We start from the raw sequence: 12,978 nt of genomic DNA on the forward strand, positions 1-12,978 counted from the left end.
TCCATCAAACCAAGTCCGAATTGATGATTAACCAGACCCTAATATACTAAACTAATTTCCATTTTTGATAGTACTCTTGAAAAAATGCCAGCAGTGATGGAAAGGAAAAAGCACCTCTCACGGGGTGCTTTTATTATTTTTACTGTTTGACTATGCTCGTATCATGCATTATTACTTGATTTCAATATAGTCGTCCGACTGGATAATATCCTCATTGATATTGATGGTAACACGTCCTTTAGACTGGATAAAATTGGATGGTGCTAAAAATTGAAATCCATCTTTGGTTCTATTTACAACATTAACATACTTTCCACCTAAATAAACAAAACTAGCCTGTGTCAATCCATTTCCTTTTACGGTAATCAGGTCGCCAGGGTATGCTTGCAGTGGACTTACGCTGCTGATGCTACTTTTTTCTATTTTGAAAGAAAGATTTTCTCCGGCATAATATTGATCATTGGTTCCATAGTAATATATTTTAATAGCGGTATGGCCAGTCTTACTATCTGGAACCAGGAAGCTTACTTCTCCATTATCGGCTTTCACATCAAAATATCCATTGTCATTTAATGCCAAACCATATTGTTGACCATCAATAAAGGAACCTTTGATCGTAATTTTATCGCCAACGTAAGCTTGCTGCACATCTATATTTGATAACACAAGTTTTCGAACTTCAATCTTATTTTTGCTTTCTAGTTTATCATAAAAGGCACTGTTGATACCAACACTATAAAAGCCGTTTGCTACATCAGGGACGGTAACATTTAAATACTCATCGTTATAATCGTAGCTAGGTGGCAATGCTTTGCCGTCGAATAGGACTGTCACTTGACTGTAATTAAAGAATTGCCCAAATTTTAGACCTTTAATCTGCAATGTGCTCTTTGGATGTACTACTTGTGTAGCAAAACTGATATCGTCTTTATTAGGTGTAAATAGCTTGACGGGAATAGGGAATATGATCTCTTCTTTACCATTAGTATAACCAATCTTAAAATTATTGCCCTTTAACCCTTCCACATCTATTAAGTTTAATGGATTTTGATATTTTACTTTTATTCCGTTTACAATCAATTGAAAGTCTGCTGGCGAATCATACATATTGGGTAGATTTTTTCCTGTAAGCTTGATCGGAGTGCCTAAGTAAATCTGAGTGACAGTGATCGGATCAATAGTACCGACTATTTTAACGCGTGCCAGTAAATAGCTTTCATACCCAGGTAAAGAACTATTATTTGTTTTATTTTGCAGATAAAATTCCATTGTAGTCCCGTGTGGTACTGTGGTTTTAGGGATATCAAAGGTTAAACTTTTTTTATCTGAACTTATTTGATAGGAAACACTTGATTGATTACCAGAATTGAGGACGAAATATGATTCGTCGATGCCTTCAAAATTTCCGTTAACAATAATTTTTTCACCCGATGTGACATTTTTTTGATCAACAGCTTGTATAGCGATATTATTCCAGTGGATTGTAGTGGGAATTGATCTATAAAATCCTTTTTCGGTTTGTATATAAAAAGCAATAGCATAGGTTTCATAACTCTTTAATCCTCCCTTCGGAAGAAAGGAGTAATTAAGTTTTCCAATTTTTACGTCTTTACCGACCGATATCTCTTGCTCTTTTTTCAAATTTCCACTTTCCATCTTATAGATCAGAACTCCATAGTCTTGGACAGACTCATTGTTGAGAGAAAGGATACGGCACGAAAGTGTGGCTCCTTCCTTGGATATTCCGTCAACTATAGGTGCTTCTAAATTTATAGGTTTGGTGTCGACAGCCTCTACTTTATTTTCGGTTTTGGTACAACTACCTAACGTGATTATTGTTACGACTAAGAGATATATAATGCGTTTCATATCGTATATATAGTATGATGGATTAGTAAATTTCAAGATAACCAGGAGAAATCGTTTTTCCATTAGTGACGATTGATAATCTGATCTTTCCTTTTGACATGCTGAGTGGGATTTGAAACATGATTTCATCATTGTTGGAGATTATCGGAATGATTGGAATATCCCCTAAAAAGAAATGTTGAGCATACTTGATCGCTCTGCCTTTCATAACGATGACTTCTCCTACAGTTCCTTTAGAAGGAGAAAATGAATCAAAAGCAGGTGATAATACATTAAACTTTAAAGCATCACTTGTAAAGTACGTACTGCCATCGTATTGTTTGTATCCGATTTTCCAACTTGTATTCCCATGAGCAATTGAAGGGATCTGAAATTGCAATTTGTCTTTTACAACAGGAAGTTCATAAATATAATCGCTGTTTTCTAATTTTAACGTATAATGATTGCCATCGATAAAATTTCCACTAATCGTAATATTGTCTCCTGGATAATAATCGGATTGGGTAGGGAGAGTCCAATGTAATTTTTTAATATTTACTTGTTGACTAGACTGTACGGAACCTATTGCATGTTTGAGGTTAACGTTATAGGTGGCTTCGGGAATCTCTCCGAGATAATATTCAGAATAATCATGTGGACTGTTTGGTATGGTGTAACTGTTACCACGATCCGTAAAGATCAACGTGGGTCTTTCTAAGTTGTAATAGTACTTGGTGTAATCATCAAATCGCAATTTGATCAAAGTGTTCGGGTGCGCTTCTTTTGCTGTCAATTGAAAAAGATCTGCAGTTGGTCTGTTGATCGCTATCTGTTGTGGAAATATGACAGAGTCTCGGCCATTTAAATACCCGATACGAAAGCTGCTACCTTTTAAATTACTTAAGGTACTTAAATTGACATTCGGACTGAAGGGAATCTGCAGTTCACCTATGATCAAACGTAGGCTGCCGTCATAATTATTAACCTCATAAGAATTTACTCCCCCAAAAGCAACGGGTTCATATAAAAAATAATTTAATTTTGTGGGCGCGGTAATACGACCTAATGTGCGTAGATTGATGAGTGGTCTGCTGTAAAATTTTGTTGATTCATAACGATTAAGAGTTGCCTTAACAATTTTATTATGTGTCCCTAATGTCGCAGGCATAACAAATGATAATTGCGTTTTTTCCTTATTTAATACAATAGGAATCTGACGTGCATTGAGATCAAGAATATCTATACTGTATTTGCTATCAACTTTTGAAAACTCACCTTTAATATGAACGGTATCGCCTGTAGCTTGTGCAAATGTACCCGACTGAATTATCTTTATGCCATCGACTTTAAAATAGTATTCACCTGATTTATAATAGGATTTGTCTGTTTTAAGATAAAAATGATAACTGAAGCTATTGCCCAATTCGGGTTTGGTATGTGGGATATAGGTATATTGAAATGGGCCAATTTTTGGGGTATTGCCAAGACTTATGGTTGTTCCTGCAGTCTGTTGGTTTTCTTCTTTAATGATAAATCCATGATCTATTATGGTTTCACTGTTTAAATTTTCGATTATACCGTTTAGTATGATCTTGTCATCACTAATTTCACTGACACCTTCGTTTACGATTTGAATAGATCTGGTATCGAAAATGGTCGTTGTGTTTTCTTTTTTGCAGCTTGATGTTATGGATAGGATAATCGCCATAAAAAAAGGTGCGAACAAAAAAACGTATTTTTTTGTATAAAATGCTGTTTTCATAATCTTCGTTTAGGGATTAGTTACTTCAAATGCATCTGAAAGTTGTAACCAGCGTTCACCTATCCGGGCACTGATTTTGTATTTCCCGGGTTGTGTCATAAAGGGTAGACTGATTATTACTTCGTCATGCGAATTGCCAACTTGCGAAGCATGTACCCAGTTATCTCCAAAATAAATCATCGCAAATGCTATCGATTTACCTTTTAGCCTTATGTTTGTGCTGGTGTTTCCCTTAAGCGGAGAGAAACTAGTGAATGTAAATTGGTTAACTTCTATAGTGAGATTGGTCTGAATTGCTGTACTTGAATTTTCATGAGCATCTGTATAACCAATTGTGAGATTGTGTTTGCCGCCTTTGAGCATAGGGATGGTAAAATTTAGTTTGCCTTCTTCAGCAGGTATGCCATAGTGACCATTGTTATCTAACATGATATTATAATGGTGTCCCTTAATAAAGTTGCCAAATACGGTGACCGTACTTCCCATATCCTGACCGTTTTGAGTTAGATGGGTTGCTTTTAAGGTTTCTATTTTTAGTTTCTTTTGGGATATGAGATGGTAATTTTTGGATTTTATTTCCAATGGGTATTCACCATCAGGTAAGCTTCCTGGATAGATGGAATAAATACCTTGATTATCATATCCCATATGTACGGGGTGCGAACCTAATGAAAAGGCAACATCGCCAAATAATTGATCATGGCTTAATCCTAATACAAGCGCATTTCCAGAAGGATGAGCTCGTAGCGAAGGAAAGTATATTTTATTTATGTCGGGACGGAAAATTTGTAATTTTTTAGGGAAAATTACTGTGTCCCGTCCATCATAATAGCCTAAACGGAATACATCACCATCGTCAGGACTTATGTAATCGCTGAGCATAATGTAATCGCGATAAGGAACAAGTTTATTGCCAATAATAATGGAACTGTTGTAAGCGGGCCCTTCTTTTACAGTTAAATGTAGATAAGAGTAAGGAGAAATATTGTAATCATCTGGCGGATTGATACGGGTCAGATATTTTACTGAAGCGATATAAAACTGAGAAGGATAATTTGAGGTATCTTCTTTTTTAATTAGATAAACAGAAGCTTCTTCTTTAAACCCATTGACGGGTAGCGTAAAGCTTAAATCGATACTGTTATTACTGATGTTGTAAGGAATCGGAGTAGGATGGTCACCAATATATAAATCATATTTTATGGAGACATCTTTAAAATTTCCTTTCAGTTTTACAGTTTCACCAGAATAGCCGGTAATTGCTTGATTGGGATGAATACTGAAATCTTGTGTAGTAGTGATATATAGGGGAACATAATTACCTTTTATTTCATCTTTATCAGTTTTAATATAGTAACGGTATCGTGATAAATTCGTTAGCTCATTTAGAATATTATCTTCTAAGGCTAATGAAACTCGACCGGGAACAGCCTTTTCTGTTATTGGATAGGTTTTAGTTTTTTCTATTGACTGGTTGTCAATATAGCTAATGTATAAGAATTCAAATCCATGTTCAATAACCTTATCTGTGTTAAGATGTAAGATATTGGCTGTCAAAATGGTTTTCTTATCTTCGGTGATTTCAATTCCTTGGGTTTCAATCCGGATAGGTTTGGTATCTTCCATGGGGATTGTTTCCACTTTGTTACAGGAAATTTGCATGATTAATATAAATAATAAACATCGCAAAAGATGCTGTCTTTTCATAAGTATAATTAAGATGGCTATTAGATCGCAAAGATATGAAAAATCCCATATTAGCGAAATAATTATACTGTTGAAAAATAATTAATTGGCACAAATTTAAATAGTATATTAAAAAAGGGGATTTTAAATGTTCCTAATTGATTGCATTTTTTTGCTTATTATTAGTGAAATCTAAATTTACGTCAGTGTAAATTATCAAAACATTGAATGGTATAAAAAATAATCCATTTTGATCTTCTTAATGGATTTCATGCTAATTGGAGAGTTCTTTAAAGTCAAAAGGGCCTAATTTTCATTAGACCCTTTATCTTGACGTTTTGGTGTATAGTAATTTTTTTTATGTTTCTTATCGTTTCCTCTTTTTTGTTTCGTCATCCAAAAGTTTTGGGTGCATTTGGATTTTCTACTGTACTACGTCGATTTATTTGCTGCTTTATAAAAAGCAGGTTTGCTATAGTTTTCAATAATAAAACAACTGTCCCATAAAAAGGTTCATGACAAAAAATATTTTTAAACTTTTTTTTTAGGATAATCTAGCCATTTACATTTTGAAATGACAGAGGATTCATGCGTCTTTAAATTAGCTGAGATCTATCTTTTATGTACCTTAGCTTAGAAATCAAGATAAAGGTTTAATTTAAAAAATGATATTGTCTAAACATCAATCCTCCCTAATAATTGCACGAATTCTATCTACATCAAGTTTTCCTCCGTTTTTATAGTAAACGATCTTACCATGTCGATTCAATAACAAAAGTGTTGGAACGCTGCTGATACCTAGTGAATCGCTCAACAAACTACCTCTATCCAAACTATTTATCCAGTCCATCTTATGTTCCTTTACACTATTGATAAAACTAGTGGAATCTCTATCAATCGAAATGCTAACTATCTTCAATACATCTGTGGAGAATTGCTTACGCAGCTCCGTGATATCTGGTATCTGTTGTAAACAAGGTCCACACCAACTTGCCCAAAAATCTAACAAAACAAAATTTTCTTTCGAGTTTTTAAGTTTAATTGCCCCGCGATTGATATCTTTAAAGTGAATATCTGGTAAAATTTCATTCTCTTTTAGACGTGTAGGTGATATTTTTTGCTGTAACTGAGCGGCGATTTTTTTCCCTTCCTTCGTATTTCTAAATTCATCCGGAAATGTATTATTGTAATACGCTAATAAGTTACTGTAATATTCTGAATCATTTTCTACTAAACTAGCTAATCCAAGTACTTGATCTTTGAAATAGTAAAAAGAAAAAAAGTCATTGGCATATGGTGTTAGGTAGTCCAGTGATTTAGTGTTGATGACTTTCACGGTATTAGCAAGTTCGTATTTAATAGAATCATTCGTGCGAAGCTCACTACCATGCTTTGTAAACAGATTATTCAGTTTTATCAATTCTATTTCTTGCTCTCTTTTAAGATTACGATAAATCTCATTTGAAGCCGTATCATAAATAGCAGTTATATGGGTATTACCTTCAGAATAAAATGGCGTTTCTTTCCTCTTTGGATCATAAAAAAGATTCAAAATACTGAGATTACTATCTATGAAATAGTTTTTATCATATTTACGATCATAAGTGACATTTAATGTAGGGTAGCGTGTATAGACAGGTTTATCAATGTTAATACTAGAATCTGCTTGGTCTAGTTCAAGTACGTCTAATACAATACCGTCATCAAAATGCACTATTAATTTCTCTTTGTCAATACCTCTGAGATTTATTCTGACTTTAACATGGTCTTGTCCATACACAATAGCAGAAAATGTCATTAATATCGTTAAAACAATTAAGCAATGTAATCTCATAACCATATTTATTAATGATTTAAAAATATTTAAATAGAATAATGGGAAAGGTAAAAAACAGATTATACCTTACTTAAATACTAACTTCATTTTAAGAAGAAAGAAATATAATCTTAGCTGATCACTTTGTAATTATCTTCAATATAGGAATTTTTATGAATTTTTCAAAAGATGTAAATACTTATAATAATACAGCTTATACAAGTACTCACATGATTTCGCTGAAGAATTATGGGGAAAATCAAAATGATATGAAAAAAGCCCCAGATAGTTTACTATCTGGGGCAATTCATCAAGCCAAGCCCGAATTGATGATTTAATCGAATCCTAATATACAAAATTAATTTCCATTTTTGAAAACGCTCTTGTAAACAATTCTATTCGGAAAGTGTCCTATTAGATTATTTACTGAAGCGGTGGTATGTTTCTCTATTGCGGGAGAGAGAAGACTCTACTTGAATCTCCTGTTTCATGTTTTTTGCGGTATATTTTATAACTTTTATGTATATATTTGAGTTTTAAAACAGCTACCGAACCTGAAAATAGATTTATGAATGAAATATACAAGCGAAAAAGAATTGCTTGAAGACTTCTCTGAAGGAAAAGAAGAAGCATGTGCGTATATATACCATCGCTATTTTGCTCGTATCTGTTTGTTTGCATCAAGTTTTGTTTATGAGTCTAAAGAATCGGAAGATATAGCAGAGGAAAGTTTTATCCGACTATGGCAAAGTAAACGCAATTATGAAAGTATGCAGCATCTCAAAGCCGCCTTATATCAAACTGCACGTCGTTTGGGACTAAATTATCAAGCTTCTCGGCAAAGAAGATTTAATCGGGTGGATACTTATATCCGTCTTCAGGATCAAAATCAATCGAATCAACTTCAGGAAATCGTGTATACAGAAACGATGGCAGAGCTGTATCATGCTCTTAATAAACTTCCTCCTAAAGCACGTGAGATCGTGGAGCTTACGTATTTAGAAGGTCATAGCAATCAGGAAGTGGCCGACTTGTTAAATATTAACATTCAAACTGTAAAGAATCAGAAACTGCGCGCCTTAAGCTTATTGCGAAAGCTATTAAGCCGCGATTCTTTTCATTACCTGATGTCCATCGTATTCTTTTCTTCAAAAATTTAATTTTTTTTTATTCTTCTTTAGTACTTTTTTAATTCGGTGCGGTATCTATTATTGAAAAGAGATATTATGAACCTAACAGAAGAAGAATTATTGATTCGTATTAGCACCCTCATTGTTCAAGAAATGAAGGGTGAACAGCACGCTGAAGACCGTTTGCTTATAAAAAAATGGTTGAGTGAGTCTCAAGAGAATCAAGCGGTTTACAAACGTTGCTTTGATCAGATAATGCAAAAAAAGGCTTTTGAAAGTTTACAGGAATTTGAGAAAAATAGAGATTTTGAGAAAGTAAGATCAAAACTATTTGTAAGGCCTGTTCCTCAAAAAGCTTTTCAATTTAAACGTCTGCTACCGTATGTTGCCGCAGCATGTTTGCTTATTGCTTTTGGATCAGTTTGGTACTATAACCAGATTGGCTTAAAAATTCCTGCTGAAAACCAACTGTCACAGACAGATAGACTTCCTGCTAAAAACCGAGCTACAGTAACTTTTTCTGATGGACGCCAATTTCAGCTAAATGAGCGTGAAAGTGAAGTCTTTATCAGTAATAAAGGAGTTCATTATGATGATGGGGGGGAAGTGGCAGAGACACAAGCAGCTCAATTTGCCACAATAGAAACTCCTCGAGGAGGTATTTATGATGTTATTTTACCTGATGGTACACGTGTCAAATTAAATGCGGCAACGACACTTCGTTATCCTACCGTATTTGCAACGGATAAACGTGAGGTCAATGTGCATGGCGAAGCCTATTTTGAGGTTGCCAAGCGTAAAAATCAACCCTTTATCGTTGAAACTGCAAATCAGCAAGTTTCTGTCCTTGGTACTCATTTTAATGTGAATACCTATGGTAACAAGAGTGATATGAGAACAACACTGCTGGAGGGTAAAGTACAAGTAAAAGAATTAACTAGTGGAAAGCATATTGTTCTATTGCCAGGTTACCAGTCTCTTGTAAATAAAGGTAAGCTAACCAGCCGTGCTGTTGATGTGGATCAGGAACTGGCTTGGGTAGACGGCCGATTTAATTTTGACGGAAAGTCTCTCTTTGAAGTCATGGACGATTTGTCACGGTGGTATAATGTGGATGTTGAGTACAGGGGCCAGATGCCTGATGTCGAGTTTTTCGGTGGAACGTATCGCACCAGTAAACTGAGTACCATATTAAAGATCTTAAAAGACCAGAATTTACATTACCATTTTACAGCAAATGGAAAATTAATCATAGAAAAGAACTGATTTTAAAAAGAAAGGAGGACTATTAGAAACAACTTAACACGAAAGCCTATATGAATTTTATTGGACCTAGTCCGACAAACTAACCTAAACATTATTAATGAAAATAAATTCTTACTCTTTAAAAGTGACAAAGCCATTGTCATTGTTTGTTGTGCTTCTATTTTTCATCTGTCAAAATTTGAATGCGCAAACCATTACCTATTCGGGTCGCGATGTGGCACTTACAGAAGTATTGCAGGCGATCAAGAAACAGACTAATTATGAGTTCATGGGTGCCAAAAAATTACTTGATAGGGCAAAGCCGATAACCGTGAAAGTCGAAAAGGTGACACTTAAGGTTTTTCTTGATCAGATTTTAAAGGATCAGGATATGAGCTATACGATTGATTCAAAAACAATATTCTTGGAACAACTATCGCATACTACCAATCAAAAAACTGCTCCGGCGGTTAAAAAACCTTCACAGCGAGAGATCAAAGTTACCGTAAGGGGTAAGGATCAAAATCCCTTAAACGGAGTAACGGTGCTTTACAATGGGAAACCAGTCACGATTTCAGATCAAAATGGACAATTTTTTCTGGGGGAAGCAAAGGGTACGCTGACCATGAGTATGGTGGGATATCGGACTTATTTATTGCAGTTATTGGATGATAAATTTGACTATTCTATTCGCATGGAGGAGGAGCCTAATGCACTTGAGCAAGTGGTCGTAACGGGGTATCAGGTCATCAAAAAAGATTCTTACACAGGTACTGCGGTTACCAAAAGCGGAGAAGAATTAAGACAGGTGAATCCTCAGAATGTGCTCCAAGCGATGCAAGTGTTCGATCCATCATTCAAGTTACTGGACAATAATTTAGCAGGATCTAATCCCAATGCGCTTCCCAATATCAATGTCAGAGGATCTTCTTCCTTGCCTTCTGGAAATAATGAGGTACTGCGACGTGATAATATTACGACCTCGATCAATATGCCTGCCTTTATTATGGATGGTTTTGAAGTTAGTGTTCAAAAAGTTTTGGATCTGGATATGACCCGTATTGAGAGTGTAACCATTTTAAAAGACGCTGCAGCAACAGCGATATATGGATCACGTGCTGCAAATGGGGTAATGGTGATCACGACAAAAGCACCTAAAGATGGAAAGTTACAGCTGACTTATACGCATGAAAGCAATGTCAATGTTCCTGATCTGACCGGATATAAAGTCTTGAATGCGCCAGATAAATTAGCTTACGAAAAATTGGCAGGGCTCTATGATAGTGATTTACAACGACAGTCGCAAGATGTTCTTGATCAATTATATTATAGCAAATTAGCAAATGTATTGGGCGGAGTAGACACGTACTGGCTCTCTCAGCCTGTGCGAACTGCTGTTGGGCAAAAGCATGGACTTTACATCCAGGGAGGTGCAGAAACATTCAGATATGGCGTGGACCTTCGTTACCAGACACGACCTGGAGTCATGAAAGGGTCCGGTAGAAACCAATATTCAGGAGGTCTGAATTTCAGCTACAATCTTCGTGATAAAGTTCGCTTCCAAAATGAATTATCAGTGACCATCGTGAATGGTACGGAATCTCCATATGGTAATTTTTCAGATTATGTGCTGATGAACCCCTATTATCGGATGAAAGACGATAACGGTAATATTCTTCAGGAAATTGATGTTTGGACCAGGGTCGCCAACTCAGGGTCAAGCCAAAGGGAGCATGTATTGAACCCACTTTATAATGCTACTTTAAGTAGCTTCAACAAATTAGGCTATACCGAACTATTAGATAATCTATCTGCAGATCTAGATCTAGGCAATGGTTTGCGATTGCGTGGACAAGTAAGCTTACTGAAGAGACTAAACAATAATGACAACTTCCGTTCGCCTTTGGCCAATGATTTTTTTTATTATCCGACAAGTCAAACAGATTTAAAAGGTAGTTATACCAGTTATACGAATAATGAACTGTACTGGGATGCCAATGTGCGGGCGAACTGGATGCGGACAATCGAAAAACATAATTTCAATATTGTAGCGGGAACAAATATAAGAACGGAAAGTTATGATGAGCGTTCTTTTACAGCTGTAGGTTTTCCTAATGATCGTTTTACAAGTGTCGGTTTTGCAAAGGGGTATGCTGAAAATGCAAGTCCACAAAGCAGCTTAAGCGCTTCCAGGTTATTTGGTGCATTCTTGAGTTCAAACTATTCATTTGACAGTAGGTATCTTTTTGATGCCACCTTGCGGATCGATGGTTCATCTAAATTTGGAGCTAACAGGCGTTCTGCTCCATTTTGGTCAACGGGTATCGGCTGGAATATACATAAGGAATCCTGGTTCGATAATGAATCTATTAGCCAGTTACGTGTGCGGACAACGATCGGTCTGACAGGTTCTGTGCAGTTTGATCCCTACATGGCAAGAACTACTTACAATTATGATAAAAGTAACTGGTATTCATCGGGGTTAGGTAGTACAGTCCGGAATTATGGCAATGAGAATCTGACCTGGCAAAAGACCCAAAATACAGATGTTGGGATTGACTTAGGTTTCTGGAACGACCGCTTGACATTTTCTCCAAGATATTATCATAAGATAACACGGGATATTTTGGCGGACATCAACTTAGCACCTTCCACCGGATTTACATCCTATAAAGAAAATCTGGGTGATATGGAAAATAAAGGTTTTGAGCTTAATGCAAACTGGATACCTATCCGCAACGAAAACTGGACGCTTAGTTTGCTGGCTAATTTAGTTCGGAACGAAAATAAGATCATCCGGATTTCCAATGCACTGAAAAGTTATAACGATAGGGTGGATGAGTCACAGCAGGGAAGTGATCTGATGGCTGTGCCTTTGCTGAGATACAAGGAAGGACAATCGTTAGATGCCATTTATGCCGTGCCATCGCTTGGTATCGACCCTGAAAATGGAAAGGAAGTTTTCATTAAAAAAGATGGATCGTTGACCTATGACTGGGATGCGAAGGATATCGATGTAGTGGCTGTGGCCACTCCTAAAATAGAAGGTTTTTTCGGAGGAACGCTGCGTTATAAGCAATTTATGATGGTGGCTTATTTTCAAACACGGGTGGGCGGTAAAACTTATAATCAAACTTTGGTGGACCGGGTGGAAAATGCAGATCCAAGATATAATGTAGATAGCCGGGTGCTGGAAGAAAAATGGAAAAACCCGGGGGATGTGTCTTTCTATAAGAGTATTCAAGACCTTGGACAGACACGTGTCTCTTCGCGATTTATAATGCCAGATCGTTTACTTGCGCTTCAGTCACTCAATATTTCATATGATGCTGGAAAAGCTTTTACAAAAAAATTAGCACTGTCAAGCTTACGGATGGGGCTGGTTGCAAATGATATCTTTCGTTGGTCATCGGTCAAGCAAGAACGTGGGATAAATTATCCTTTCGCGCGGAGTATCTCTTTTACCCTTCAAGCGGGCTTATAAATATCTA

At 36.1% G+C, this 12,978-nt stretch carries 8 protein-coding genes; 4 read left to right on the plus strand and 4 right to left on the minus strand.

Annotated features, from left to right (window positions below; all coding sequences use genetic code 11):
• Nucleotides 1–171: 171 nt before the first annotated feature.
• The 4 genes from WH188_RS04020 to WH188_RS04035 form a co-directional block, all read right to left on the minus strand.
• Nucleotides 172–1,869, minus strand: coding sequence for an IPT/TIG domain-containing protein (locus WH188_RS04020; RefSeq protein ID WP_165905938.1), 1,698 nt, complete (start codon nt 1,867–1,869; stop codon nt 172–174).
• Between the two features lie 22 nt (nt 1,870–1,891).
• Entirely contained in the window at nt 1,892–3,610 is a 1,719-nt protein-coding gene (locus WH188_RS04025) for an IPT/TIG domain-containing protein (RefSeq protein ID WP_132771271.1), read from the minus strand.
• 9 nt (nt 3,611–3,619) lie between these two features.
• On the minus strand, nt 3,620–5,272 hold the full coding sequence (locus WH188_RS04030) for a hypothetical protein (protein WP_339423335.1): 1,653 nt from the start codon (nt 5,270–5,272) through the stop codon (nt 3,620–3,622).
• 706 nt (nt 5,273–5,978) lie between these two features.
• A complete protein-coding gene (locus WH188_RS04035) occupies nt 5,979–7,130 on the minus strand; it encodes a TlpA family protein disulfide reductase (RefSeq protein ID WP_339423336.1) in 1,152 nt (383 codons plus the stop codon).
• 155 nt (nt 7,131–7,285) lie between these two features.
• On the opposite strand from WH188_RS04035, the gene WH188_RS04040 reads away from it, so the two are divergent.
• From WH188_RS04040 to WH188_RS04055, 4 genes are all read left to right on the plus strand, one after another.
• The gene (locus WH188_RS04040; RefSeq protein ID WP_207902464.1) at nt 7,286–7,450 is read left to right on the plus strand and encodes a hypothetical protein; all 165 of its coding nucleotides are present in this window, start codon (nt 7,286–7,288) and stop codon (nt 7,448–7,450) included.
• A gap of 234 nt (nt 7,451–7,684) precedes the next feature.
• On the plus strand, nt 7,685–8,272 hold the full coding sequence (locus tag WH188_RS04045) for an RNA polymerase sigma factor (RefSeq protein WP_168126008.1): 588 nt from the start codon (nt 7,685–7,687) through the stop codon (nt 8,270–8,272).
• Between the two features lie 66 nt (nt 8,273–8,338).
• Nucleotides 8,339–9,508: a FecR family protein gene (locus WH188_RS04050; RefSeq protein ID WP_339423337.1), complete on the plus strand. Its 1,170-nt coding sequence runs from the start codon at nt 8,339–8,341 to the stop codon at nt 9,506–9,508.
• 97 nt (nt 9,509–9,605) lie between these two features.
• The gene (locus tag WH188_RS04055) at nt 9,606–12,971 is read left to right on the plus strand and encodes a SusC/RagA family TonB-linked outer membrane protein (RefSeq protein WP_339423338.1); all 3,366 of its coding nucleotides are present in this window, start codon (nt 9,606–9,608) and stop codon (nt 12,969–12,971) included.
• Nucleotides 12,972–12,978 lie beyond the last annotated feature (7 nt).

This window comes from Sphingobacterium sp. MYb388 (assembly GCF_037479535.1).
GTDB lineage: Bacteria > Bacteroidota > Bacteroidia > Sphingobacteriales > Sphingobacteriaceae > Sphingobacterium > Sphingobacterium anhuiense.